The sequence below is a fragment of the Nonomuraea guangzhouensis genome (genome assembly GCF_019396345.1).
GTDB lineage: Bacteria > Actinomycetota > Actinomycetes > Streptosporangiales > Streptosporangiaceae > Nonomuraea > Nonomuraea guangzhouensis.
Genome location: NZ_JAHKRM010000030.1, coordinates 49,787 through 76,762, shown reverse-complemented (window position 1 = coordinate 76,762; position 26,976 = coordinate 49,787). Strand labels below are relative to the sequence as shown.

General features: G+C 68.5%; 14 protein-coding genes. 9 read left to right on the top strand and 5 right to left on the bottom strand.

Going from position 1 to position 26,976, the window contains the following annotated elements; all coding sequences use genetic code 11:
• Positions 1-44: 44 nt before the first annotated feature.
• The 4 genes from KME78_RS46705 to KME78_RS46690 all read right to left on the bottom strand — a co-directional run bounded on the left by KME78_RS46705 (position 45) and on the right by KME78_RS46690 (position 3,975).
• Positions 45-1,973, bottom strand: coding sequence for a M48 family metalloprotease (locus tag KME78_RS46705; protein ID WP_219536416.1), 1,929 nt, complete (start codon positions 1,971-1,973; stop codon positions 45-47).
• A 125-nt stretch (positions 1,974-2,098) separates the two neighbouring features.
• Complete coding sequence (locus KME78_RS46700; protein ID WP_219536415.1) at positions 2,099-2,548, bottom strand: hypothetical protein; 450 nt, start codon at positions 2,546-2,548, stop codon at positions 2,099-2,101.
• Positions 2,549-2,691: 143 nt separating this feature from the next.
• Entirely contained in the window at positions 2,692-3,609 is a 918-nt protein-coding gene (locus KME78_RS46695) for a transglycosylase SLT domain-containing protein (RefSeq protein WP_219536414.1), read from the bottom strand.
• 42 nt (positions 3,610-3,651) lie between these two features.
• Entirely contained in the window at positions 3,652-3,975 is a 324-nt protein-coding gene (locus KME78_RS46690; RefSeq protein WP_219536413.1) for a sensory rhodopsin transducer, read from the bottom strand.
• Positions 3,976-4,201: 226 nt separating this feature from the next.
• On the opposite strand from KME78_RS46690, the gene KME78_RS46685 reads away from it, so the two are divergent.
• The 7 genes from KME78_RS46685 (at position 4,202) to KME78_RS46655 (ending at position 19,379) form a co-directional block, all read left to right on the top strand.
• Positions 4,202-4,846, top strand: coding sequence for a TetR/AcrR family transcriptional regulator (locus KME78_RS46685; RefSeq protein ID WP_219536412.1), 645 nt, complete (start codon positions 4,202-4,204; stop codon positions 4,844-4,846).
• Positions 4,847-5,264: 418 nt separating this feature from the next.
• On the top strand, positions 5,265-8,783 hold the full coding sequence (locus tag KME78_RS46680; protein ID WP_219536411.1) for a hypothetical protein: 3,519 nt from the start codon (positions 5,265-5,267) through the stop codon (positions 8,781-8,783).
• Complete coding sequence (locus KME78_RS46675) at positions 8,783-8,947, top strand: hypothetical protein (RefSeq protein WP_219536519.1); 165 nt, start codon at positions 8,783-8,785, stop codon at positions 8,945-8,947. Before KME78_RS46680 ends, KME78_RS46675 begins: the two co-directional genes overlap by 1 nt.
• Positions 8,944-11,511: a LamG domain-containing protein gene (locus KME78_RS46670; protein ID WP_219536410.1), complete on the top strand. Its 2,568-nt coding sequence runs from the start codon at positions 8,944-8,946 to the stop codon at positions 11,509-11,511. The genes KME78_RS46675 and KME78_RS46670 overlap by 4 nt, the downstream gene beginning before the upstream one ends.
• A gap of 94 nt (positions 11,512-11,605) precedes the next feature.
• Positions 11,606-13,207, top strand: coding sequence for a ComEC/Rec2 family competence protein (locus KME78_RS46665; RefSeq protein WP_219536409.1), 1,602 nt, complete (start codon positions 11,606-11,608; stop codon positions 13,205-13,207).
• 15 nt (positions 13,208-13,222) lie between these two features.
• Positions 13,223-17,599 (top strand): DUF6603 domain-containing protein, encoded by a 4,377-nt coding sequence (locus KME78_RS46660; protein WP_219536408.1) that lies wholly within the window; start codon positions 13,223-13,225, stop codon positions 17,597-17,599.
• Complete coding sequence (locus KME78_RS46655; RefSeq protein WP_219536407.1) at positions 17,592-19,379, top strand: hypothetical protein; 1,788 nt, start codon at positions 17,592-17,594, stop codon at positions 19,377-19,379. Before KME78_RS46660 ends, KME78_RS46655 begins: the two co-directional genes overlap by 8 nt.
• An 87-nt stretch (positions 19,380-19,466) precedes the next feature.
• Here KME78_RS46655 and KME78_RS46650 read toward each other — a convergent pair whose 3' ends face one another.
• Positions 19,467-21,044: a glycoside hydrolase family 88 protein gene (locus KME78_RS46650; RefSeq protein WP_219536406.1), complete on the bottom strand. Its 1,578-nt coding sequence runs from the start codon at positions 21,042-21,044 to the stop codon at positions 19,467-19,469.
• 356 nt (positions 21,045-21,400) lie between these two features.
• On the opposite strand from KME78_RS46650, the gene KME78_RS46645 reads away from it, so the two are divergent.
• Entirely contained in the window at positions 21,401-23,824 is a 2,424-nt protein-coding gene (locus KME78_RS46645) for a PQQ-dependent sugar dehydrogenase (protein ID WP_219536405.1), read from the top strand.
• Between the two features lie 78 nt (positions 23,825-23,902).
• Positions 23,903-26,974, top strand: coding sequence for a glycosyl hydrolase family 95 catalytic domain-containing protein (locus KME78_RS65300; protein ID WP_246653431.1), 3,072 nt, complete (start codon positions 23,903-23,905; stop codon positions 26,972-26,974).
• Positions 26,975-26,976: the final 2 nt, after the last annotated feature.

The following is a 26,976-nucleotide window of genomic DNA, read 5'->3' as shown; positions in this document are numbered from 1 at the left end:
GTCGCCATTCTTCGACGGCGGACCCTGGCGGACGCGGTGGTTGATCAGCGCCGTCGTAGCAGGCCGGCGAGTAGCGCTGACAGGAGGGCGGATTCCACCAGCCGTCCCAAAGCCCACATGAGGGCTGCCCCCGGCGGCGTCGCGGTCGACGGCAGCAGCTCTCGTAATGCCACCAGAAGCAGACCGCCGACCAATGCGGCGAACACTCCCTTGGCGACCGGTGAGGTCCGTGCCCGATAGGAGACAGCGGCGGCCAGCCCGGCGCCGATACCGGCGGCCTGATCGAGCAGCCCGGCGGATCGTCCCAGCAGGATCTCGTTGGCGGCACTCGACAACGCGGTGAAGAGGATCGCCGCTCCCACCCCGACGGTGAAGGCGAGAAACAGGTTGCCGGCCGGCCGGTGCCCCAGAGACAGAGTCTGCCGATAGCTGACGGCCTTCTTCGCGGCGGCTCCGAACAGCAGAGGGAACGCCATCAGCAGCACCAGGGCATCCGCCAGCCAGAGCCCGGAGATCATCTGGCGGTCCAGAAGCTGCTGCGCCGTGAGCAAGACCTGTACCAGGGGATCGGATACCGAGGGATCGTGCTGAACGTACGCGACGATGACGTAGAGCTGAGTCGCGTAGAGCGGTCTCGCCGACAGCAGGACCACCAGGGCGACCAGCCCGACCGACAGGCCCGCGATACGCACGCGCTGAGACGCCTGGTGCGCGACCGGTTCCCAATGCGCCGCCACCCACCTCACCCACAGGCCGAGCAACCAGCCGGCGGCCGCGAGCACCACCACGCCGGCCAGTTGCACGGCCACGGGGAAGGGGGCCATGCCATGGTCGGTCATCCGGCTCGGCGCCAGCAGCCAGCCCGTCGCCACGCCCGCGGCCAGGCCGAGGGCGGCACTCGGCCCGTCAGCCGGGGTCGCGGACGCCCGCAGTGCCCTGATCCCGAGCGCGACGGCCAGGACGAGGACGAACAGCTCGGCCGGCCAGTAGAACCTGTCGCTGCGCGCAGTCCCGGTCAGGGACGTCGCCGGGTCCATGGTCAGGGAGAAGCAGGCGCCCAGGGCGAAGGAGAAGGTGAATCCCTGGCGCAGGAGGATTCCCGGCTCGGTGACCGCCGCCATGCGCACCTTGCGGTGCGGATGCGTACGGTGGCGCAGATGGAGGCCTCGCCGATCGCTGTTCCGGGTGGCGCCGAACAACCGGAGAAGCAGCGGCCCCGCACCTGGCAGCCATGCCAGGACCCGCGCGTCCGCCTGCAGTTCGCGGGCCTGCAGGACCGTTGACCGGGTGAGCCGGGACAGGACGGTCAGCCCGGTGATCTGCGCGGCCAACTGCCACGACAGCGCCGGCCCGGACACGAACGGGATCTGCTCGGGGTCTTTGACCGGAGGGATGCCCGCGGCCAGGCTGATGTAGGCGCCCACCAGCTCCGGCAGCAATATCACGAAAAAGTACGAGCGCCACAGCGCGATGGTCAGCATGGTGATATCCACATCGCGGTTGCGTAAGTGGGCCAACTCGTGCAGCACGACCGTTCGGAACATCAGTCGGTCATGCCGGAACAGGTCCAGGGTGCCGCGGCTGAGCACGACGTACCTGCGACCTGGACGGCCGAACGCCAGGCCACCCACGGACGGGTCGAGGAGATCGACGAGGAACCGTACCTTTCGGCCGGGAAGGTGCTCATCCACCATGCGATGAACCTCGTCGTACTGCTCGCGACAGGCCTCCCGATCCAGCTCCGTCAACCGCCGCCGCCTGATCCGCCAAGCCGGCCCGAGCCAGTACTGCAGGGCGGTCAGGAGAATCAGGATCGCGAAGCAGAGCAGGATTCCCGGCCGGAGATCTTGCCGTACGCCGGCCTTCAACGCGGCACACGCCTCGGCGAACCGATCCTGGTCCGTCGCGTTGTAGGCCGCCCGGTAACAGGCGTCCCTTACGGCCGCGGGGACAGGTGTTCCGGTAACGGACACCAGATGGAAAATCGGTGGAGTATAGATCGCGGTGGTCGAGAACGCCAGGGCGATCAGCAGGACGAAAGCCGAGCTGGTGCCGGAAACGAAGAGGAATGGGCTCGGTGACCGTGATTCGGGAGAGGTCACGAATCCGGGCCGCCGATCGCGAGCTCGCTGACCAGAGCGTCGGCCAACGCGCTCGCCCGGTCCTCGGACAAGCCGAGCTTCCGCGCGCGCTTGTAGGCGATCCTCCTTATCTCTTCAAGGCGCGAGGCGGGCAGCGGAGGCAGGGGGTCGGGCAGCAACTCCTTCGGACGGCCGCGCAGCCGGGCCAGCGCACGACCCCACCGTGAGCCGAACTGCTTGGCCAAGTCCTCGATCACCGTGGTCAGCACGCCCGAGACAACCGCTGTGACCAGCACCGCACCAGCCTCCGGCAGGCCGAAGCCGAGTGGCTCCGAACGCCGCGTGCCTCGCCGGCCCGACCGCCGTTCCAATGCCTTCCAGGTCTGCTCGAACATCGCCGATTCATCGGGAGCGACCTTCTCGACCAGCCGACGACCGAGCTCGGTCGCGAAAGCGCCATGCGTCATGCTGTCTCCTCCATCGTCCATACCGATTCGAGGAAATTACATAACGCACGCTGAACCTAGACAAATACTCATATCTGTCATAGGAATTTTTGTCGGCTTTCGCGGTGGCTCATGGCGAATAGAGCTGGGCCTGCTGGAAAAGGTCAGCGGGGGCCGGTGAGGCGGACTTCGCCCCGCGCGGACAGGACGAAGACCTGCCAGTTGTAGAACGCGTAGAAGCTGCGCGCGTCGCGCTTGAGCTGGCGGGCGTGCGCGAGGACGGCATCCACGTACCGGGCGTCGTGGTTGTAGGCGAACACCGCCCGCCGGTAGTCTCGCGGCGCTCCCGACGCCTTGAGGTAATTGGCCGCGGCGAGCACCGCGTCGCGCGCGTCGTGGACGTCCCCGCCGAGGCCGTACTGCCGCCACGTGCCCGGCATGAACTGCATGGGTCCTTGTGCCCCGGTGGAGCTCGACGACCTGACCCGGCCGAACTTCGTCTCGACGAGCATGATCGCCGCGAGGACCTCCCACTCGACGCCGAACCGCTTCTCGGCCCGCACCATGTAGCCGCGCAGGCGCTCGGCGGGTGCCGGCTCCGCCAGGCGCATCTTCTTGCGCTGCGCCGCGCTGATCGGCCGGGCCAGGGACAGCAGCTTCGCGATGGCCGTGGTGTTGTCGCGGGCCTCGGCGGCCAGTCCCTTGGGCAACCGCCGCACGACGCCCTGGGTCAGCGTCGTGTTCCGGGCCATCGCCCGGTAGATGCGCTGCTGATGCAGCGAGAGCAGCACGACGTCCTGCGGCGGCTGCTCCTGCGAGTCCTTGGTCCAGCCGTCGATCGCCTCGTACAGCGCGGTGGACGTCTCCTTCAGAGCGCCGGCCAGCTTGACGGGGTCGGTGGGGATGCGGACATCAGGCGCGGGCACTCCCATGGCCGCCGCCTGCGGGGAGGGTGTCTGGGTGGCGCTCGGGGCGGTGGCCTGGGCCGGCCGCTCCGGTGCCGCCGATCCGTCCGCTTCACCGGCACATCCCGTGAGGGCGATGACGAGCGATGCCGCGATCATGGCGTGGAGCGATCTCATGATGCCCAACCGTATCGCCAGGATCACCCGCAACAGGAACTGTCAGGCCGCTGATCTCCGATGCTTCGGCACGTCCGGACGTGCCGGCTCAGGCTGGACGAGTACCGGCATGTCCGAGACCACCACGACGGAGTACGACTGGCTCGGGGGCAGGTCGTCAGGATCGACCAGGTCCTCCAGGGCCAGAGCCTGCGTACGGTGTGCGGGGACGGGCAGGCAGAACGGGCCCAGCGGCTGGCCGCCCTCCGCGCAGAACGTGAGCTCGACGTGGGCGTTGCCGGGACTGATGTTGAACAGGTAGAGCTGGTCGCCGGGCATGCACCCGTCGGCGATCGCCATCTTCCAGTTTCCCACCATTGTGCTCATGTGCGACTCCCGTCTCCTGCTCCGGCAGTCATCCCGCTACCCCGACAAGCCTGGATCTATCAGAAGCCGCAGTATGCCTGTTGCCGAGCGGACAGCGCCGGGCCGCCACAACATGCTCAGCTAACATGTAGTGCTACCATGTAGCTTGAGTGGGGGAGTCATATTCGTCAAGCGGCTTGCGGGCCCAAATCCCGGCGCATTGACCGGGCGCGTTGGAGAAACATCGATGACAACACCTGCGAACAGGGCTTCCCGGCACACACCCAACCGGCGGGGCGAAGGCGACCGGCTGCGCCGGGATCTCATCGCCGCCGCCAACAAGCTCCTGGCGCAGGGGGTCAGCCACGAGAAGCTGTCGCTGCGCGCGGTCGCGCGCGAGGTCGGCATCGCCGCGACCAGCGTCTACCTGCACTTCCCCGACAAGATGAGCCTCCTGCTGGCCGTCTACCAGGAGCACTTCGAGGTGCTGGCCCGCCACTTGGAGGAGGCCGTGGCCGAGCACGCCGCGCCCGCCGACCAACTCCGCGCCATCGCGCACGCCTACTGCCGCTTCGCCGGCGAGCATCCCGACGCCTATCAGGTGATGTTCAACGTACCCGGCTCCACCACCAGGCCACCCCGTGCCATCGGCGAGGAGGAGCGCCCCGGCCTGCCGGCCGTCCGGATCGTCCAGAGAGTGATCTCCGCGTGCGTCGACGCCGGCATCGCCAGGATCACCGACCCCTGGACGGCCACGCTCTGCCTGTGGGGCGCGCTCCACGGAGTGCTCAGCCTTCGGACGGCTCGCCCCACCGCTCCTTGGCCTCCGGTGGAGGATCTCATCGACGCCATCGTCGCCACCCACCTCACCACTCCTGCCGCCCGCCAGTAAGGCCGCGGCGCGCCCAGGTCGTCCGGCCGCGACGACGACGATTCCGCGGCCGGGTAGCACCGCCGCCCTCCTCCAAGGGCCCTGACCTCGCCGGCCCCAGGCGCCGACCGCCCGCGGGGCGTGACCTCGCCGACTCCAGCTGCCGACCGCGCGCGGGGCGTGGCCTCGCGCGCTGCTCCCGCCTGCCCGCCGGTCCCAGCAGGGGGCGGAAATCCCTCTTGACAAACCGGCCTCCCATGCTGACGCTATCTCATAGCGCTAAAGCGTAGCCGTACATGTAGTGCCAGGAGATCGCGGCACGAGAGACTACGCGACGCGAGCACGAAGGCCGGGGGCGGAACCTCTCGCTGCCGTCGAACCGGCCCACTTCACCGGCCCCGCTGATGAGGATGTTCCGTTGTCTGTGCTTACAGTTCCCATGCGTATCGACGCGTTGTGTCTCGCCTCCGATACCGATGTCGCCGGACCTTCGGTGGACTTCACCCGCCTGCCGTACGTCGACGGTGTCACCGGACGCGATGTGGGGGCGGATCTGCCCTACCTGGGCGAGATCCTGCTGCCGGCCCCGTTCGAGGACCAGAACTTCCGCCTCAAACGGGGGGTTCACCTGCACTGGGCGTTGCCCGACGCGCTGACCCGGCACGTCCAGAGTGAACAGGAGGGGACAAGGGCCCCCGTCGTGCCCAATCGCTGGCTGGTGACCCGCTTCCGAGGCGGGACGGTCGAGGAGCAATGGGTGGTGGAGAGCGACACGCTCTCCGACGACAATCTCGCGGGGGTGGCCTACCCGGTCCCCTCCGCGGCCGGCCGCCCGTACCGCTACCTCGGTCGCAAGGTGGCCCTGGGGTTATGGGACCCGTCCCGCGACCGGCCGGACCGCCTGCCGGAACTCACCGTGAGTGGGTACGGTGAGCCCGCCTTCGCCGCGTTTTACCCCAACTGCCACAGCGTCTTCGGATTCCACGACCCGGATCCTGGAGACCTCGCCGGCCTGGCCTACGACGTCATCGGCTGGTACGGCGACGCCGGCCAGGACGAGCTGGCCAGGACGCTGGAGACGGCCCCGGAGACCGACTCCTGGCAGGACGTCATCGAGGAGCAGCTGGGCTGGACCGCCGAAGGCGACGCCGGACGGCCAGGATCGATGGTCTGTTTCGGGCGGCTCGTCTTCGCGCCCGCCGAGACGACCGTCAACCCGCTGCTGGCGGACGCCGAGTCCGGCGTCTGCGTCGGGAACACCGCCACCGAGGCGCTCGCCGCGCACCTGGGCTCCGTGATCCCCGGTGCCACGCCCGACGAGCTGGAGAACCTCCTGGAAGCGCTGACCTATGCCGACGAGTTGGAGAGCGCCGCCCTGGATCTGTCCATCGGGCTCGCCGAATCCCGGCACTCCACGTCCTTCTCCCGCCTGCCGGGAGGCACGCTGTGGAGCATCCGCCGGGAGGACGAGACGGGCCCCTCGGTCACCGCGGAGCAGAAGCAGAACCGCGACCGGCTCACGCCGCCGGCCGCGCTCGACGACCTGCTGACCACCCTCAACCAGGCCCAGAGCGACTACGACCAGGCATGGCGCACCATCACCGGCCTTCGCCGGCGGCTGTTCTGGGACTGGTACAGGTACATGCTCTGCGCCTACCCCCCGGAGGGCGGCCCCGACGACTATCCCGACCCCGACGAAGTCGCCTTCTTCCTGGCACGCGGCATGGCGGAGCTGGACCGCCTGGCCGGGCAGGCGGGCATCCACCCGCCGCAGGGCGAAGGAGACACCCTCGCCCACCGCCTGGCCGCGGCCCGCGCCGCGGTCGACACGGCCCTCGCCGCCCTCAACCAGTCCATCGGGGCGCGGGCACGCACCGCGTACGTGCCGCAGCAGGTTCCCGCGCCTGCCTACTACCTGCCGAACGAGCCGGTGGTGCTGCTGACCGGGTCGGCGGCCACGCCCTCCGACAGGTACGGCCAGGACGGCGCGCAGGACCCGGACGGTCTGCTGACCTGCTGGACGTTGAGCGAACCTGCCGGCCGGCCGGACACCGCCGCCGCCGTCACCGTCCTGCGCGACCGGGTGGCCGCGCTGGTCACCTCGCTGTCCCTGCCCAACCCGGCGGTCCGGACCTGGCGGCACGCGCCATGGCACCCGGTGCTGCTGCAGTGGGAGGCCGAGTTCTTCCCCACGAGCGCGGGCAACAACCTCGGCACCGGCCACCGCGACTACGACCGTGACTTCGTCGTGGCCAACTACGAGCTCCCGCCGGCCGACGTCGAGCTGAGAATGCGCCCGGGCCGGAACGTTCCAGACAAGGGCGCCAACGTCTATTCGGGCACGACGATCCTCTCGCCGTCCGCCCGGCCGGTGATGTCCTCGCGGATCCTGCGCTACCTGGCGGGCAACATGCTCACTGACTACAACGCCCCACGCGCCGCCGCCGGCCTGCCCCAGGTCGAGCCGGACGTGTTCCGCGCCGACCCCGGAGAGGTCCTCGACTGGTACGACGCGAACGGCGGCGATGACCGGCTGAAAAGGCTGGCGGCGGCGTATCGGCATCTGGACGTCCACGAGGCTGACAATCTCGCGCAGAGCCTGGGCGGATTCAACGACGCCCTGCTCATGCTCAGGGTCGCGCGCCAGCTACCCGTCGACGATCCGCTCGGCTTCCCGGCATCGCGGGAGTTCATCGCGCAGGTGGCGGCCAGGGTCGGGGACGAGAACCGGCACGCTCCGCAGCCACTCACCGACTTCAATCCGATCCGCGCGGGAGCGTTGCGGGTACGACAGCTGCGCATTCTGGACAACTTCGGCAACGGTCACGACATCGATCTCAGCCGGTTCCACACCACCACCGGCCTCAGGGTGGCGGACCACCCTGACTGGGTCGCCTTGCCGCCGCGGCTGGCCCAGCCCGCCCGGATCAGGCTGACGTTCCTGGACGCCGGGCACGACACCAGGCCCTCGACCGGGCTGCCGGGAAACACCCCCGTCTGCGGATGGATCGTCCCCGACAACCTCGACGGCGGCCTGCTGGTCCACACCTCGCAAGGGGTGCTGCTGGGGACGCTGTACGCCGCCGCGGATCCGGTCAGCCCCAGCTGGGCGTACTGGGAATCCGCCTCCGGCGGAGCCGTGACGGACATCGAGAACCCGCACCTGCGGGCGGTGGTGGAGCGGCTGCGCGCCGGCGGGGCGGCCGGGGTCGAAGGGGTCCGGACCCTGATCGACGAGGCCCTGGCCTCCATCGACCCCGACGGCCACACCCAGCACCCGGGCAGAGCCATGTTCACCGGGCGGCCGATCGCGGTGGTGCGGGCCGAGGTCGCGCTGGAGGCGATGGAACCGCCCGCCGTCCACCAGGACTGGAACGTCTTCCGCCAGGACATGACCCGCGCCGCGCGGGAGACCAACGGCTTCCCGCGGGTACGCTACTCCGTCCGGATCGGCGAGCACGACCGCCTGGGCGACGGGACGCTCGGCTACTGGCTGGAGGACCTCTCCGGCGCGCTGGAGCCCGACTTCCACGACGTCCAGGGCGAATCCGAGCCGTCGCTGACAGTCGCGGCCGATCTGCCGCCCCGCCGTCTCACGCTCCTGGCCGACCCCCGCGGCTCGATCCACGCGACCAGCGGCGTCCTGCCGACCGAATCGGTACGGCTCGCCGTGGAGCACTACCAGGACGCCATGGCGAACCTGGAGGCCGGGTTCCTGACCGCGCCCCTTCTGACCGACGACGACAGCGTCGCCGTGCCTCTGCCCGCCGAGCCCGGCTCCGTCTGGTCCTGGCGGGAGCATGACCCGGCCGGATGGGTGGAGACCGCCCATCCGCCGCAGCCGGCCGAGCGGTTCCCCGCCGGTCTCACCTTCCGGGAAGGCTGGCTGGCCCTGCGCACGCTGCCCACCGGAACCGTCCCGTCCGAGTCCTTACCCGTCGAGCAAGGAAACACGTGATGTCGAAGATCACCCTTACGTTGTCGATACCGCAGACGAACCGGATCCTGGAGGCGCTCGGCCAGTTACCGTACGCGCAGGTCTACGAGCTGGTCGACGAGATCCACCACCAGGCCGGCACCCAGGTCGGGCAGGACGCCGGACGGCTGGAGGCGGCGTCATGACCGCGAAACTGCTGCTGCACTGGCAACTCGACGACCTGTCCGCTGACCACCACGCCCTCGACTCCTCCGGCAACGGTTTCGACGCCACCGCCCAAGGCGACCCTCGCCCTCACCCGGACGGAAGGTTCGGCAGCTGCCTGATTCTCGACGGCGACGCCCTGACCAGCCAGAACGCCACCGCCCTGGGCTCGCGGACCTACACCGTCCAGGCGTGGGTCAGGGCGAAGCAGCCCGTCGCTGTGGGCTCCATCGTGGGGAAGGTGGGCGGCTACCGGGTGGCGGTGGACCCACAGGGCAAGATCATCCACGGCCTGCCCAAGCCGGGTGACATGACCGCCGGTTATGCCAGCCCAGCCGGTTCCCTGGAGTGGGACGCCTGGCATCATGTCGCGGTCACCAGCGACGGGACGACCGCCAGGACCTACCTCGACGGCGTCCAGATCGCACAGGGGCCGGTGCCCGCCGAACTGCTGACGGGAGCGGGAGTGGTCGCGGGCCGGTCTCCCGACGCGTCGGCGAACCACCTCACGGGCGCGCTGGCGCACGTCAGGATGTACGACGGGGCACTGAGCGCGCTGGAGATCCAGCGCGACATGGCGGCGGACGAGTCGGCGATGGCCGCCTTCGTCCGCACTCACCCGCTCGACTTCGACCTGTTCAACACCTCCCGCCAGCGCGTTCTCTACATCGACGACGCCCCGGCCGGGCAGACGATGACGCTGCGCCTCACCAACTCCTCCCGGTACGACCTCCGGCTGCGAGCGCCTGCCGCCGGCGCCGTGTCACCGACGAACTACCATGTGGCGCTGCGCTTTCGCGCCGGGATCCTCGACGTCTCGGCGGTTCCGCGCCTGTCGGCGAAAGAAGGCTGGTCGATGCGGGCCGCAGCCGACGTCACCACGTTGTACCTGCTGTGCACCGCCACTCCCGTCATCTCCCCGGGCGCTTCGCTCGATCTGGAACTGGCCGGGCTCAAGGCCGATGGCGCGGGCGGCACCCGTGGGACCCGGGTCGAACTGGACTATCAGCAGCTGGGCTACGCGGGTGAGCCGGGTGAGCTGACGGGGAACCGGCTGCAATTCCTCGACGTCGTCAATCACCGGGGACGACCGGACATCCCCCTGGACGTGGCATTCGTCGGCGGCGACCGCGTGCTCAGCGACGGTGTCAGTCTGAGTTCGCTGCGGCTGCGTATCACCAACGTCTCCCGCGAGACCGCGATCAAACTGTCCGGCTCCACGCACGCCCCGAACGCCGCTTCCGCTTTCGTGGTCTCCTTCGACGCGCAGCAGGATGGTGTGCCTCGCGACTGGGCCCTGACCCGGGCGAGCCAGGCATCGAGCGTTCGCCTCACCCGTCTCAAGGACGGCGTGGCCACTACGGACGACGCGTGGACCATCGAGAAGGAGGACCTGGGGCAGCGGGTGCAGTGGACGCTGACCCCGAAGGCGGACATCGACCTGACGGAGAGCAAGCCACTTGAGCTGAAACTCAGCGACATCTCCGCGTTGGCGTCCCCCGGCCATGCGCCCGTCGTGATCGCCTATCGCAACATTCCCGGCTTCCAGGACGGATTCGTCTCGATCCTGGCCGAGCGGACGCCCTTGCTGTTCACCAGCGCCAACGTGGGCATCGGGACCGCCACGCCGGAGGGGAGGTTGCATATCGTCGGTGCCAATACCAACGGCAATGGCTCGACGGTGGTCATCGGTCCGGTCAATGCGTCGAATCTGCGCTTGGGCTATGACCAGAATTACAGCTGGGTGCAGTCGCACGGTGGTAAGCCGCTAGCCATCAACCCCGTCGGCGCCAACGTGGGCATCGGTACCACCGTGCCGGAGGGGAGGTTGCATATCGTCGGCGCCAATACCGATGGCACCGGTGCGACGGTGGTCATCGGTCCGGTCAGTGCGTCGAATCTGCGCTTGGGCTATGACCAGAATTACAGCTGGGTGCAGTCGCACGGCGGTAAGCCGCTCGCCATCAATCCCGTCAACAACAACGTGGGCATCGGCACCACCAGCCCGGGAGCGAAGCTGACGGTCAGCTCGGAGCAGGGCCACCTGCAGTTGCGCCGGGACACACCGACAGGGAGCGGCACGAAGCTGTTCCTGGAGCTGTACCAGGCTGACACGACCACTCCCGAGGTGGTTTTCCCCACTGTTCGATTCGCGCACGCGAACAAGTTCTCGCACCGGATCGAGGCCCGGGCCGAAGGCATCTATTTCAAAGACGGCGATCTCGCGGCCGACGCGCTGCGGAACGTCTACGCGCAGAAGATCATACTGGACGGAGCCGCCGTCGGCCAAAGCGCGCTCACCATCGGTGACGTCACCGTCGGGGCCGTCGAGTTGCGCATCCTGAAGGCCCTGGCCGACGGGAAACTGCAATTCGATCTGCAGAACACGGTGTACGCGGAGAACGCCTACGTCGACACGAACCGAGCTGACGCGACGCGGCGGATGATGGTCACCAGGACCAGCGCGCCCACCGACTACCCCACCATTCCCAGGAACAACGTGGGTCATTGGCGGATCCGCTCCCCGTTCCGCGCAAGCGACTGACCATCCGTCTCGACGGGAGCTACGGCGCCTTGCGGCCGGCTCGCCCGGGCGCCGTAGCGGTCTGCGCCGATGAACTCAAAGAATCGAGAAGCCGATGCCGTGGAAATTAGATATCTGCACCATCGACGTGGGTCAGGGAGAAAGCTCGATCATACACGCGTACAACAGCTCCGACGAAACCCGGCGTTCGATGCTGATCGACGGAGGCAAGAGCAATTGTGCGAGGAGGGTGCACGAGAAGATCCAAGAAGTTCTTGACAACGAACCACTCGACCACATGGTGGTCAGCCACTACGACGCAGATCACCACGAGGGTGTGCTCGCCCTGCTGGTCGCCGACAACCTCCATCGCATCGCCGACACAATCGCCAGAGCGACGCTGCTCTGCGCCGAGACGGGTAGAGTCCGAATGGAGCACATCGCGGCCGGCGCAAGCGGCGCGATGGGTGCATGCCGGGGCATCTATCCCGCCAACGGCAAGAAGTTCTCTGACATCGTCGAACTTCTCATGGAAGAAGCCTTTCTCATTCCAGAGAACGTGATCGTCGACAAGGAGGCGGCGGAGGCCGGCAGGGCGGCGGCAGAGGACGTCTACGCGGGATTGTCTCGCGCAAGCATAAACAATCTCAACCCCCAATTGAACTTGGGTAGAGGGCGGACCTCGGCCGTGGTGGACGCAGCCGGGATAGCCGCGGCGGACGCGATCGCAGGGTATGGCGGCAAAGAAATGAGGGAAGCAAGAGTAGGGTTGATCCGGACGAATATCCTCGGCCGGCTGTACAAAGGTGTGAAGCAGTTCTGCGATGCCGCCCAGTTCGACACCGATGGGAACTACGCCAACACCCACGTCATCGACACCGGTCCCACCGGCCAGCCACAGAAATACGTAATGGCGGTCGAGGGGAAAGTGCAGCTGGGCGATGCCACGGTTCAGGCCCCCGACATCAACCGCAGGCGCACCGCCGCCTTGGGCAGGCTGGGCACAGAGGTTCTCTGGAATGCCGGACCGACGGCGAAGACAGCCCCGGAGGACGCTCCGGCGGTCTTCATCCTGGCCGCCTCCCAGTACGTATGGCAGGGCCCCAGGAAGCCAAAGCATTTCGACTACTCGTTTGACAGAAACGAAACGAGCGTCGGACTCGTCGTCCGCTTCAACGATTTCCTCCACTACGCCGGCGGTGACCTCCCCTCTGAAGGGGCCGATCTGGTGGCGACGGCGCTGCAAGAACATGGACTGCCCAACTCGGCAGGAGGAACCTATAAGATTCCCCATCGGATCGCGTCCTTCAAATGCGGGCATCACGGCTCCAAAACCTCGACGAGCGGTGATTTCCTCTCTTCCATGTCTCCGGCGGTCGCATTCATCTCCTGCGGGGAGCATGGTTACCAGCATCCCGACCAGCCCGTGGTGGATCTGCTGGACGGCTGTTACAGCATCGAACGTTTCTACTTGACAAACTGCCGTTACAAGAGGGATCACATCCCGACAAGCAGTAAATGGGTGGCGAACCAGTTCGCTGCGCAGAACAAATCACGGGTCTGCGGCGACAACAGGATCAAGTCAGCCCATACCAAGTGGGGTGACATCGTGCTCACGATTGGTCAGGACAGATCTTCCGGGAAGCGGAGATGGTTCGAAGTCGTGTATCGAGTCCCAAATCATCCTGGGCAAAAAACCGATCGTATATCCTTCTGACAAGGTGAGAGAATCATGGACCTGCAGCGGCTCAAGCAATACCTGGACGGGCTGACGGATCCAATCGCGCTCACGGCCGCGGACACCGAACTGCCCACAGAGCTCCGCGATTTCCTCGGCACGACACCGAACCAGCGAATTCTCGTTTCGCCGGGAATCGACGGCGTCACGCTGCAAGGCTCGACGCTGACGATCGCCGGAAAGTCGGGTGAGCTGTGGCCCGTCGCCGGAATCGCCGGTCTCCAGACCACGGTGGACGACATCGTGGTGACGCTGGTCGACGGAGCGGTCCCGTCCGTCTCCGCCACCGCGACCGGGACCGCGCAACTCAAGCATGCGGTCAGCGCTCCGGTCACCCTCGTCTCACACCGGGAAGGGGACACCGGTGGGTGGCGACTCACCCTGGCCGCCGACGAGACAGGGCTGTCACCGAACGAGTTGCTCATGCTGCACGATCCGAGCGGGAACTCTCCGTTCGCCATCCCGCCGGACCTGCTGGACCCTATGACCAAGGCCGCGAAGGTGCTCGCCGGCGGCCTGGACATCCTGTTCTATCCGGGCAAGGACCTGGAGACGTATCTCACCTTCGCCGTGGAGCTTCCGTCCGTGCGGTGGCCGATCATCCCCTCGGTGCTCGAACTCAACGGAATCGGGGTCCGGGCACAGACTTCCGGCGTCTCCTTCTCGATGCTCCTGCTCGGTCATGTCGGCGTGGGAGACACGCCGATGGACGTCGGCATCGGCATGCAGCCCGGGGCGCACTGGTACGCATCCCTCACGCCTGCCGGCGACACCGCGTTCCCGGGACTGGCCGAACTGGCGGCGTGGGCCTGCCCGGACATCACCTCCGATGTGACCTCGGCTTTCGGATCGATCGGACTGAGTTCGGAGTACTTCGACGCCGCCATCAAAGCGGTCGAGGCCGGTTTCGACATAGAGCTGTACGCGCTCGACTACCTTCACGTCGACAGTCTGCTGAGCATCGCCGGGCTCGAATTCGACGTGGTGGCGCAGTTCCCCGCATTCGAGGTGCACGGCTCGTACGAGGGATCGGCGGCGCTCACCGAAGTTCTGCGGGAATTCGACCTGCCGACCGAGGGCATTCCCAAGGAGCTGACGATCTCGGCCGCCAGGTTCTCCGCGCAACCGGCCGACGGCTCCTACCTGGTCGGTTTCGTCGTCGACGGCGTATGGCGGCTGGGGCCGATGGAACTCACCGAGTTGGGCGTCACCGTCTCCTACTCGGCGGCCGGCGGAGCCGAAGCCACGATCGGGGGTGAGGTCCGGCTCGGCGACTCGATCGCCCTGTCCCTTCTGGCGGAGTACGACTCAGCGGGGGGATGGACCTTCGAAGGCAGCACCCTTCCCGGTTCCGCGCTCGATGTCGGCGATCTGGTCAAGGCGCTGGAGGACCTGTTCAAAGCCGACAAGATTCCCATGGCCCTCGACACCCTCGCGCTGCACGACCTCAAGCTCAGCTACCAGACCACCAGCGGTAAGTTCGCCTTCACCTGCGCGGGTGACATGACGATCAGCGAGGTTCCGCTGAGACTCGTCACGGACATCGAGGTCGTTCCGCACGGCGCGGCCTACACGACGACCTTCGACGGGCGGCTCGAGGTGGCCGTGCCCGTCGACGGTGACGTCCTGGACCTGCGCCTCGGTGCCCACTTCGCCGAAGACCCCGCCGCGAAACGGTTCACGGCCACGTATTCCCACGCGGACCCGGATCCGGTGCCCGGCGTCCAGAGCCTGGTCGCGGCGTTCTCGCCGCAGGCGGCACAGTATGTCCCCGAGGGAGTCACCGTCGACATCGACGACGCCACCTTCGCCCTCGACGAGACCACCGGCGACGGCGCCGCGCCCGTCACGGCATACCTGTTCGGGGTCGAGATCGACGCCGCCGTCGATCTGCGTCACCTGCCCCTGGTCGGCGACCACTTCACGGGTGAGACCCTCATGGGGGTGTCGCCGCTGCGGATCACGGCGGCCTCGGCCCCGATGACCGCGGCCCAGGTGAAGGCGCTCAACGCGATGCTCCTCAAGCCGAACAGCCCGACGGAGCCCGAGCCGATCAGCCCGATGCCCGAGCGCGACACCGCCGCGGGCTTCGCGATCGACGGCGAGCTCAGGCTGGGTCCCCTCCGCCAGCCGCTCGCCCTGCCCGTGGCGGACACCGCCACCCCATCGGCGGCGGCCACCACGGATGCGGAGCCGGCCGTATCGGCGCCCGACCCGGCGCAGGCGCAGACCGGCGACAACGTGAAGTGGGTCAAAATCCACCGAGGGGTCGGGCCGGTGCAGATCGAACGGGTCGGCCTGGCCTACCGGCAAGGTGACGACCCAAGACTGGCGGTGCTGCTCGATGCCGCGATCACCGCGGCCGGCCTGACGCTCTCGCTGGACGGCCTGGAGGCCGGGCTGCCGATGTCCGACCCGGCCGCCGAGCCGTCGTTCGACCTGGCCGGGCTGGGACTGTCCTACACCTCCGGCCCGGTCCGGATCGACGGCGCCTTCCTCAAAGGCGAGATCCAGTACAAGGGGACGACCTGCCTCTCCTACGGCGGGGGCGCGCAGATCAAGACCGAGGAGTTCGGCCTCGCCGCGATCGGCTCCTACGCCCAGCTTCCCGACCACGTCGCCAAGGGCCCGTCGCTGTTCGTCTACGCCTACCTGGACCAGCCGATCGGCGGGCCGCCGTTCTTCTTCGTGAGGGGCCTGGCGGCCGGGTTCGGCTACAACAGGAAACTGCTCCCGCCGCCGCTCGACGCCATCGCCACATTCCCGCTCGTCGCCGAAGCCGTCGGGGCACCGCCCGCGGCGACTCTGGCGGACGAGCTGAAGCAACTGGCGGACCACCTGCCGCCCTCGCTCGGCGACAGCTTCCTCACCGTCGGAATACACTTCACCTCGTTCCAGATGATCGACTCGTTCGTGCTGGTCACGGCCGCGTTCGGGCGCCGGTTCGAGGTGGACCTGCTGGGTCTGTCCACGCTTGTCCTGCCAGCCCCCGTCCCGGGCACCGCACCGGCGGCCGGGAAGACCCCCATCGCGGAGGTGCAACTCGCGCTGCGGGCGACCTTCGTGCCCGACGACGGCTACCTCAGCGCGTCCGCCCAGCTGACCCGGAACTCGTTCCTGCTGTCCCGCGACTGCCACCTGGCCGGCGGGTTCGCCTTCTCCACCTGGTTCGCCGGGGAGCACGACGGCGACTTCGTGCTGACGGCCGGCGGATACCATCCGCACTTCCCCGTTCCCACGCACTACCCGGTCGTGCCCCGGCTGAGCTTCTCCTGGCAGGTGACCAAGCAGTTCGCGCTCTCGGGGACGGCGTACTACGCCCTCACCCCGGCCGCGCTCATGGCCGGTGGCAGCCTCAACGCGACATACCACGACGGGTCGCTGCACGCCTGGTTCGACGCCTCGATGGACTTCCTCATCGGCTGGCAGCCGTACCACTACGAGGCCTCCATACACGTGGGCGTGGGCGTCACCTACACCTACTCCTTCTTCGGAAAACACACCGTCAACGCCCACGTGGGCACCGATGTGCACATCTGGGGCCCGGACTTCGCCGGGACCGCCACCATCCACCTCAGCGTGGTCACCTTCACGATCTCCTTCGGAAGCGGCAAGAAGAGCAAGCCGGCTGCGCTGTCCTGGGATCAGTTCCGCGCGGCGATGCTGCCCGGCGAGATCGTCACGCTCTCCCTCAGGAGCGACACCCGGCAGACGTCCGGAGACTCCGCCGGGACCGGTGCGAACCTCGGGGTCGCCGATCCCGCCGGACTCGTGATCGTCACCGACTCGGTCATCCCCAGCACGAAGGGGCTGTCCGGGCCGCAGGGCGAGCCGCTGGCAACCGACGAGGCGGCCACCGGCTTCGGCGTCGGCCCCACGGGCCACGGTGCCGGCACGGTCACGACCACCCACAACATCACCATCACCAGGGACGGCGGGCCCGTCGACGGCCAGTTCGTCTACACGCCGATCCGCAAGAACCTGCCCTTCGCCCTGTGGGGCACCAAGATCACCCCCTCGACCGGCGACCCCAGCCTGGTGCCCGGCCTGCTCACCGGCTACGAGATCCGCCCGCACGCGGCGGCCGAGCCCGCCGACCCGCCGTCCTTGAACCGGACGGAGCTCCAGGCGGCCGGCTCACTGTCCGACGTGCGGGACGCGATCGACCTGGTGACCCCTCCGCCGTTCACCCCGGCGTCCGGCTCAGCCGACCAACGAGCCGAAGCGATCAACGGCAGCATCGCCGACGCCCAGGTTTCCGCCGCCCGCGCGGCCGTCGCCGAGGCCCTGGCAGGCGGAGCGGAGATCGATCTGCGCGCCTTCCGTACCTCTCACTTCCACGAGATTCCGCAGGTGGCCGAGTATGTCTGAGACCAAGACGGACGAAATTCCGCAAATCACCTTCATCGGCTACCGGCGGCCGGCGCTGAAGAGCGGCGCCTACCACATCGCCGTCGAGCAAAAGGTGATCATCGGCTCCACGTCGGACACCTTCGCCGCCACCGGCGATTTCACGATCGCCGGGGAGCGGTTCACGCTGGCGCCCTCGGCCGTCAAGCAGGTGTTCCCACCCGACGGCAGCCTCGGCGAGCACAGCACCGCACTGCCGCACATCGTGCTCAACCGGCCCACGCTGCCGTGGGAGCGCGACCCCGGCGGCCCCGGCAGCCAGCCACCGCCCTGGCTGGCGCTGCTGGTGTTCTCCGACGACGAGCGCCCGCAACCGACGGTGGTCACCCTCGCCGACCTGCCCGCCGTACAGCGAGAATCGCACCAGTCGCCCACCGACCCGGTGACCGTCATCGATGTCCCCAAGGCCCTGCTCGCGGACCTTCTCCCCGCCTACGACGATCTTCGCTACCTGGCGCACGTGCGCAGCGGCGACGGCCCCGACACCGCGGTCGTCGTAGCCGCTCGCCTGCCCGCGCCGGGCGTCTCCACCACCGTCCACCTCGTTTCCCTGGAGGGACGGTTCCACGTTCCCGAGGGCGCGCGGACGCCGGTGTTCGACTACGGCCAGGCCGCTGCCGTCCGCCTCGTCACCCTCGCCAGCTGGCGGTTCGCCTGCGTGGACGACGCCTACACGTTCGGGCGGATGGCGGGCCGCCTCGCCGAGGACCCGGGGGACTTCCGGCTTCCCTCCACCGCCGAGTCGCCGGGGGGCGAGTTCCTGCGGGAGGGCTTCGTGCCCGCTCGGCACCGGATGCGGCATGGAGCGCGCAGCATCGCCTGGTACCGGGGCCCGCTGACGACCGGGCCGGTGGACCAGGGGCCCGTCGAGCCCGTCCACACCGCCGACGCCCTGCTCCGCTTCCACCCCGAGATCGGCATGTTCGACGTCGGCTACGCCGCGGCCTGGCAACTGGGGCGGCTGCTCACCCTGCGCAGTCCCGACACGGCGGCGACCCTCTACCAGTGGCGACGCCGCCGGGACCGGAATCTCAAACGGGCGGCGCGTGAGCCGGACGGCTACCCCCTGGCCGTCGTCGAGATCGACGACACCGTCCCCGAGTCCGCGCTCGACTGGCTGGGTGAGCTCAGCCGGCTCCAGGGCGTTCCCCTGGGCTATCTGATCCCCGATGAACGCCTGCTGCCCGTCGAGACGATCCGCTTCTTCGGGCTGGACCAGCAGTGGGTGCGGTATCTGGTCGACGGCGCCTGGAGCATCGGCCGGCTGACCGCGGCCGATGCCGACCTCGACGCCTCCTATCCGCTGGAGCTGCGCTACCCGCGGACGACGGGCGCGCTGATCCGCTCAGACCTCGTCTCCGGCTATCCCGGGCTGCTCATCGACGCCTACGCCGACGCGCAGGGGCAGTCGCGGCTCCCGCTCCTGAGATCCGAGCGGCTCACCCCCAACATCCTGCTCTGCCTCTTCGAAGGCGTGCTCGCCCGGCTGGATCTCCACCAGGCGCCCGAGTCGCAGCACTTCGCCGTCGGTCTCTCCGACGGCAGAACCTTCACCAGAACCCTGCGAGGCTCCGGCGGCACACCGGTGACGCTCCCGCTGGGGCCCCGGCGCACACTGCCCGTCGGCGACCTGGTCTCGGCCATGGCCTCGCAGCTTCGGATCAACCGGCCGGACTTCACCTCGGGCAACCTCGCACAGCAGATGATCGAGACAGCGGAGCGCATCACCTTCTTACGCTGAACGCCTCCTTACGCTGAACGCCTCGGACGCGTGGTTCAGCCGATCGACCCGACGACCTCGGGACCGGCCCCAGGCGGAGCCGCGAGGTCAGCTGCCGGGGCCGACGCGCATCATCTGCTCGTTCATGATCAAGAAGGCGCCCAGGCCGTGGAAGTCGTTCACCGGCCGTCCTCGGTTGAAGTAGTAGCTCAGCGAGTCGCTCGCGTTCGTGCCCTCGCTGACGTCCACGAGGTTCGTCCGCCCGTCCGAGCCGAGTGAGATCTTGTTCAGCACCCCCTGGTAGCCCCGGTCGGCGTTGGCGCGGTAGGAGGCATCCACATAACCGCGCTCGACCGCCTTCGAGATCGTGTACGTGTACATCGCCGAGCAGGACGTCTCGGTCCAGTTGGCCGAGTTCGTCGTCTCGGTGACCACCTGGAACCACCGTCCGGTCGCCGGGTCCTGCCAGCGGGCGTAGGCGGGCACCAGGTCGCGCACGATGTTGATCAACGCGGCCCGGCGCGGGTGGTCGGCGGGGATGAGGTCGAGGATGTCGATCGTGGCCATGCCGAACCAGCCCATGGCCCGGCACCACGAGATCCCGTTCGTGTTGCCCAGCGACGGCTTCACCCAGGAGGCGGTCAGCCCGCCGGGTTCGTCGTAGGCGTGGTAGAGCAGGCCGGCCGCCGTGCCCGAGGTGCGGCGCAGGTGACTGTGGTAGACCTCGATCTGCTTGGCCGGCTCGGCGCTGGTGAAGGTGTCGCCCGCGACCCAGGCGCCGTAGCGGGCCAGGAACGGATCGGCCATGTAGACGCCGTCGCCCCAGAGCTGGCCCTGTCGCGAGTCGGAGGTGGAGTGCCACCAGCCGCCGTCGGAGGTGCGCGGGTAGGTGTTCAGCCGGTTCCGGATCTTGGTGGCGGCGGTCCGGTAGCGGGCCTGGCCCGTCTCTTTGAACAGGGCCAGCAGGACATTGCCTGCCTGCATGCTGTCGAGGTTGCCGAAGCTGTTGGAGATGTTGCCCGAGCTGTCCACGAACCGGTCAGCCCAGTCCTTGATGTACTGCAGGTAGCGGGCGTCACCGGTACGCTGCCAGACGAGATACTGCCCCCACAGGTACAAGCCCTGCGGGTAGCTCCAGCCGCCCAGCGAGCTGGGGGTGAAGCGGGCCATCGTGGAGTCGATGACGGCCTTGGACCAGTCGGTCCCGGTCGAGGTGCCGTCGTCGACGGTGAGGGAGTCGACGTTCGGGCCGCCGTTGGCGGTCGTGGCGGTGGCCTTGACGGTGTTCGGGCCGGCGACCAGCGAGGCCTGCAGCGTCACCGTCCGCCAGGTGGTCCACGCCCCGGTGCCCGGGAAGGACAGGTTCGCCGCGATGGTCGTGCCGTTGAGCGTGATGCTCATCGGCCGGTCGGCGGTGGTGCCGTTGGCGTACCGGAGGACCAGCCGCACTTGGCGGGCCTGGGGCGAGTCGGTCGTCCATTCGACCGACGAGCCCGCCACGTTGTCATAGTTGACGAAGCCGGTGCCGGTGAACCCGGCATGGTTGGACTCCACGACGCCCTGCGAGATGGTGGCGGTCTCGGCTTCGTGGAGGGTGGTCGCGGCGACGGCCGCGGGTACGGGCTGGACCAGCAGGGCACCGAGGGCCACTATGGCGATGACTCGATGTCGGTTTCTGAGGGGCACGCGACTCTCCTGACGCTGGTGAGCACACAGGTAAGACATCCTATGTCTCACCTGTGTGCTTCTGACCTGTGATATCGCTCGACCGCTCCTGATGCGGGGAGTGCCGCCGATTGGGGCCGATCGACAGATCCAACCTTTCGCCTGATCCATAGCCAAACATCCGGAATATCCGCCTGTCCAGGCTCGATGACATCCGATCTTTGCCTGATCGGAAACAGAGTGGCGTTAGGAAAGTTTCCTAAAGATTGGATCGTTCCAAGATCGAGAATCTGTTGACGGTTGTGACTATTTGTGGGAACACGATGAAAAGCTCCAATCTCTCGCCCGAGATACCACCCCCCGCAGGAGTTGAATCCATGAACTTACGCAGGTACCGCGTCCTCGCCGGTGTCCTCGCGCTCTTCGCCGGGGCGCTGACGGTCGTGGCCCCTCCGGCCGCCGCGGCGCCCACCCGATACGAGGCGGAGAACGCCACGATCTCGCAAGGTGTCGTGGAGTCGAACCACACCGGCTACTCCGGCACCGGTTTCGTCAACGGCGACAACGTCGCCGGATCCTCGGTCGAATGGACGATCAACGCGCCCAGCGCGGGCACCGCCACGCTGGCCTTCCGCTATGCCAACGGCACCAGCGCCAACCGGCCGAGCGACATCTCGGTCAACGGCACCGTCGTCGCCGCGGCCCGGGCGTTCAACGCCACCACGAACTGGGACACCTGGGCGACGGTCACGCTGACCGCGCCGGTCGTCGCGGGCAACAACACGATCAAGGCCACCGCCAGCGGCGCGGGCGGGAACCCGAACTGGGACTACCTGGAGGCCGAGGTCGCCTCCACCAACTTCACCGACTACCAGGCGGAGAGCGCGACGATCTCGCAGGGCGTCGTGGAGTCCAACCACGCCGGCTACACCGGCTCCGGCTTCGTCAACTACGACAACGTGGCCGGCTCCTACGTCGAGTTCGCGGTGAGCGCCGCCAGTGCCGGGCCGCAGACCCTGACGTTCCGCTTCGCCAACGGCACGACCACCGACCGGCCGATGAGCGTCTCGGTCAACGGCACGTCCGTCGTGGCCAGCCAGTCCTTCCCCGGCACCGGGGCGTGGACCACCTGGCAGGAGATCAGCGTCAACGCCACGCTGGCCGCCGGCGGCAACACGATCAGAGCCACCGGGACCACCGCGAACGGCGGGCCGAACCTCGACCGGCTGCGCGTCAGCGGCCCCGGTGACACCGAGAAGCCGACCGCCCCGGGTCAGCCGGTCTGCAGTGACATCACCTACAACAGCATCCGGCTGGACTGGCCGACCTCGACCGACAACGTCGGCGTCGTGGCGTACGACATCTTCCATCAGGGCACGCAGATCGCCACCGCGCCGGCTCCGCCGTACACGGTGACGGGGCTGAACTCCGACTTCCCGTACCAGATCTCGGTCTTCGCCCGGGACGCGTCCGGGAACGTGTCACTGAGCAGCCCTGAGGCGAACTGCCGCACGCTGCCCGCGCCCGCGGACAACCCGCCGTCGCAGCCCGGCCAGCCCACGGTGACCGGTGTGCAGCCCACCTCGGCGACCGCGACCTGGACCGCCTCGACCGACGACAACGGCGTGCGCGCCTACCTGGTCCGCGACCACGCCACCGGCACCGTGCTGCAGACGGTCACCGGTACGCCGCCCGCGACCACCACCAGCGTGCCGCTGGAGTGCGCGCACACCTACACGCTCGACGTCGTCGCGCGTGACACGGCCAACCAGCTCTCCACCCCGAGCACGGCGTCGGCGTCGTTCACGACCGGTAGCTGCGGCACCGTGCCGCAGACGCCGACCACGATCGCCGGCGGCTGGGACATCCCCTGGGACATCTCCTGGGCGCCCGACGGCTCGTACGCGCTGGTCACCGAGCGGGACTCGTTCAAGGTGTTCAAGATCACCCCGTCGGGCACCAAGACGCAGGTCGGCACCGTGCCCAACGTCGTGACCACCGACGGCGAGGGCGGCCTGATGGGCCTCGACTTCTCGCCCACCTGGAACGGCACGACCGACCAGGAGGTGTTCTTCATGCACACCGCCTCCGAGGGCAACCGGGTCGCGAAGATGAACTTCAACGGCACCACGCTCAGCGGCTACAGCGCGATCCTGCAGGGCATGATCGACAAGAACCGCTACCACAACGGCGGCCGCATCAGGTTCGGCCCCGACGGCTACCTGTACGTCACCGCCGGCGACGCGCAGGCCAGCAGCAACGCGCAGGACCTCAGCTCGCTCAACGGCAAGATCCTGCGCATCACCAAGACGGGCGCCGCCGCGCCGGGCAACCCGTTCAACACCCGCGTCTACAGCTACGGCCACCGCAACCCGCAGGGCATCGCGTGGGACTCGGCCGGGCGGCTGTGGGAGTCGGAGCTGGGCAACTCCTCCCGGGACGAGCTCAACCTGATCCAGCCGGGCAAGAACTACGGCTGGCCCACCTGTGAGGGCACCTGCAGCACCTCCGGCATGACCAACCCCAAGTACACGTGGAGCGTCTCGGAGGCGTCGCCGAGCGGCATCGCCATCGTGAACAACACCGTGTTCATGGCGGCGCTGCGCGGCCAGCGGTTGTGGCGCATCGTGCTCAACGGCGAGAACGTCTCGACGGTCAACTCCTACTTCAACGGGACGTACGGCCGGCTCCGCGCGGTGGAGAAGGTGCCGAACGCCAGCGCCATCTGGTTCGGCTCCACCAACTCCGACAACAACGGCGACGGCAGCGCCGACGTGATCAGGCGCTCCAACATCCAGTGACGCACGCCCCCTCACCAGGCGGCCGCGCTTCGGCGCGGCCGCCTGTCACCCCCCTGAGTCACCTGGAGATTTCGCGTGATGGAACCTGACGACGGTGAGAGCGGGCCGACGCGCCGGGCGGTGCTGGGCGGCGCGTTCGGCACCCTGGCCGCGGCGGCGCTGACCGGCCCGCTCGCCGCCCCCGCGCATGCCGAGGCGCCCTGGACGCTCGACGTCCGGATGACCTCGGACGCCCAGTGGGCCGCGTTCCTGCGGGAGCAGGACCTGCGGTGGGCCAAGCTGCCCACGCTCTGGCACGAGGGGCCGTTCCTGGGCGACGGCCTGCTCGGCAGCATGATCTACAAGGAGCCGGACGCCAACAAGATCCGCTTCACCACCCAGCACGGCCGCGTCCAGGACCATCGGCCGGAGTTCGGCAGCGGGTTCGGCACGTGCCGGCTGCCGGTCGGCCATCTCACGCTCGACCCCGTCGGTACGATCACCGCCGTCGACTGGCGGCTGAGCCTGTGGGACGCCGAGCTGACCGGCACCGTCACCACCTCCTCGGGGAAGATCACGTTCACCGCGTTCATCCACGACGAGCTGTTCGTGGCCAGCGCCTCGGTCACGGGCAGTGAGCAGGTGCGATGGACGTTCCACCCGGAGGTGGCCGACAGCCCCAGACAGGCGTCGGAGGACCCGCCGTCCGGCTACACGCACAACCCGGCCTCGACGACCAAGACCACCGGCGACGTCAAGCAGGTGCTCCAGGCGTTGGTAGGGGGAGGGCAGACCGCCACCGCCTACCGGCAGAGCGGCAACCTCCTGCTGCTGTCGGTCGCCCACAGCTTCCCGTCCAGCAGCGCGGCGGAGACGGCCTCGCTCGGCAAGGTCCAGAACGCGGGCACGTACGACACGCTGCGGGCGGCGCACCGGACCTGGTGGCACGCCTTCTACCGCAAGAGCTTCGTGTCCATCCCGGACCAGCGGCTGCAGAGCTTCCACTGGATCCAGCTCTACAAGGTGGCCTCCGCCACCCGCGCGGGCGCGCCGGTGATGGCCACGACCGGGCCGTGGCTGGAGCCCACCCCGTGGCCCGGCGTGTGGTGGAACCTCAACGTGCAGCTGGAGTACTGGCTCATCCACGGCTCCAACCATCTGGAGCTCGACTCGGTCACCAGCACGCTCGACCAGAACCGGGCCCAGCTCACCGCCAACGTGGCCAGCGCGTACCGGAGCGACTCCTCGGGCGTGGGCCGCAGCTCCGACATGTTCGCCAACCGGAGCGTGGGCACGCCGGGCAGCGGTGCCGAGGTCGGCGACCTGACGTGGGCGCTGCACAACGTGTGGCTGTCCTACCGGCACACGATGGACGACGCGCTGCTGCGGGACACGCTGTTCCCGCTGCTGCGCCGGGCGATCAACTACTACCTGCGCTTCCTGGCCAGTGGCAGTGACGGCAAGCTGCACCTGCCGAGCACGCTGTCGCCCGAGTACCCCGTGGTGCCGCCGCAGGACACCAACTACGACCTGGCCCTCATCAGGTGGGGCTGCCAGACGCTGCTCGACTCGGCGAGTCGGCTGGGCATCGACGACCCGCTGAAGACCAGGTGGCAGCAGGTGCTCAGCACGCTGGTGGCCTACCCGACGGACACGAACGGCTACATGATCGGCGGCAGCACGCCGTACGCGCAGTCCCACCGCCACTACTCCCACCTTTTGATGATTTATCCCCTCTACCTGGTCAACTGGGATCAGACGGGGAACCGCGCGCTGATCGAGAAGTCGATCGTCCGGTGGCACGCGCTGACCGGCGCCCACCGCGGCTACAGCTACACCGGCGCCGCCTCCATGTACGCCATGATGCGGCGCGGCGACACGGCGCTGACCTACCTGCTGAAGTTCTTCGACCCCTCGACGTCCTACCCGTGCCGGGCCAACACCCACTACACCGAGGCCGGGCCGGTCATCGAGACGCCGCTGTCGGCCTCGCAGTCGATCCACGACCTGCTCTGCCAGAGCTGGGGCGGCGTCGTCCGCGTCTTCCCCGCCGTCCCGGGGTCGTGGCCGGACGTCACGCTGCACGACTTCCGCACGCAGGGCGCGTTCCTCGTCTCCGCGGTACGGCAGGCGGGCGCCACCCGCTTCATCCGGGTCAGAAGCCTGGCCGGTGAGCCGCTCAAGCTCGACCACGGGCTGACCGGAACGGTCACCGCCACGCTCGACGACGGCACTCCCGCCACGGTCCAGGACCTGGGCGGCGGCGTGCTGGGCATCACCCTGCCCAAGGACCGCGAGGTGCTCGTCCACGCGGGCGCGGTCCCCGACCTGGTCATCGCGCCGGTGCCGATCGCCAAGCCGGGCGCCGCCTGGGGCCTGCCGGGCGCGGACACGCCACCGCCGCCGGGCCGCTACGAGGCGGAGGACGCGACGATCTCGCAGGGGATCTTCGAGAACTCCCACACCGGCTTCAGCGGCACGGGCTACGTCAACGGCGACAACGTGTCCGGTTCGTACGTGGAGTGGGCCTTCCCGATCACGACGGCGGGGACGGCGACGATCAAGCTGCGGTACGCCAACGGCACCACGGCCAACCGGCCGTCGGCGATCGCGGTCAACGGCACGACGGTGTTCGCGAGCCGTGACTACGCGAGCACCGGCACGTGGGACACCTGGGCCACGGACACCTTCACGGTCCCGGTCAACGCCGGGACCAACACGCTCCGGGCCACCTCCACGACCGCGAACGGCAACCCGAACATCGACTACATCGACGTGGCGGCCGCCTCGGGGGGCGGCACCGACTACCAGGCCGAGGACGCCACGATCTCGCAGGGCGTCGTGGAGTCGAACCACACCGGCTTCACCGGCACCGGTTTCGTCAACTTCGACAACGTCGCCGGTTCGTACGTGGAGTTCGCCGTGACCGCCGCTCAGGCGGGCAGCGCCACGCTGACGCTCCGCTACGCCAACGGCACCACGGTCAACCGGCCGATGACCATCGCGGTCAACGGCACCACCGTGACCCGCGACTTCCCCGGCACCGGCGACTGGGACACCTGGCAGACCGCCACGCTCACCGTCCAGCTCACCGCGGGGGCCAACACGATCAGGACGACCGCCACGACGGCCAACGGGGGACCCAACCTCGACAAGATCACCATTGGATAGGA

What these genes read in the sequence shown, in the direction of transcription:
- KME78_RS46645 (WP_219536405.1), top strand. Translation starts at nt 21,401, where the DNA reads ATGAACTTACGCAGGTACCGCGTCCTCGCCGGTGTCCTCGCGCTCTTC.
- KME78_RS46690 (WP_219536413.1), bottom strand. Translation starts at nt 3,975, where the DNA reads ATGAGCACAATGGTGGGAAACTGGAAGATGGCGATCGCCGACGGGTGC.
- KME78_RS46660 (WP_219536408.1), top strand. Translation starts at nt 13,223, where the DNA reads ATGGACCTGCAGCGGCTCAAGCAATACCTGGACGGGCTGACGGATCCA.
- KME78_RS46675 (WP_219536519.1), top strand. Translation starts at nt 8,783, where the DNA reads ATGTCGAAGATCACCCTTACGTTGTCGATACCGCAGACGAACCGGATC.
- KME78_RS46680 (WP_219536411.1), top strand. Translation starts at nt 5,265, where the DNA reads ATGCGTATCGACGCGTTGTGTCTCGCCTCCGATACCGATGTCGCCGGA.
- KME78_RS65300 (WP_246653431.1), top strand. Translation starts at nt 23,903, where the DNA reads ATGGAACCTGACGACGGTGAGAGCGGGCCGACGCGCCGGGCGGTGCTG.
- KME78_RS46665 (WP_219536409.1), top strand. Translation starts at nt 11,606, where the DNA reads ATGCCGTGGAAATTAGATATCTGCACCATCGACGTGGGTCAGGGAGAA.
- KME78_RS46695 (WP_219536414.1), bottom strand. Translation starts at nt 3,609, where the DNA reads ATGAGATCGCTCCACGCCATGATCGCGGCATCGCTCGTCATCGCCCTC.
- KME78_RS46700 (WP_219536415.1), bottom strand. Translation starts at nt 2,548, where the DNA reads ATGACGCATGGCGCTTTCGCGACCGAGCTCGGTCGTCGGCTGGTCGAG.
- KME78_RS46670 (WP_219536410.1), top strand. Translation starts at nt 8,944, where the DNA reads ATGACCGCGAAACTGCTGCTGCACTGGCAACTCGACGACCTGTCCGCT.
- KME78_RS46655 (WP_219536407.1), top strand. Translation starts at nt 17,592, where the DNA reads ATGTCTGAGACCAAGACGGACGAAATTCCGCAAATCACCTTCATCGGC.
- KME78_RS46685 (WP_219536412.1), top strand. Translation starts at nt 4,202, where the DNA reads ATGACAACACCTGCGAACAGGGCTTCCCGGCACACACCCAACCGGCGG.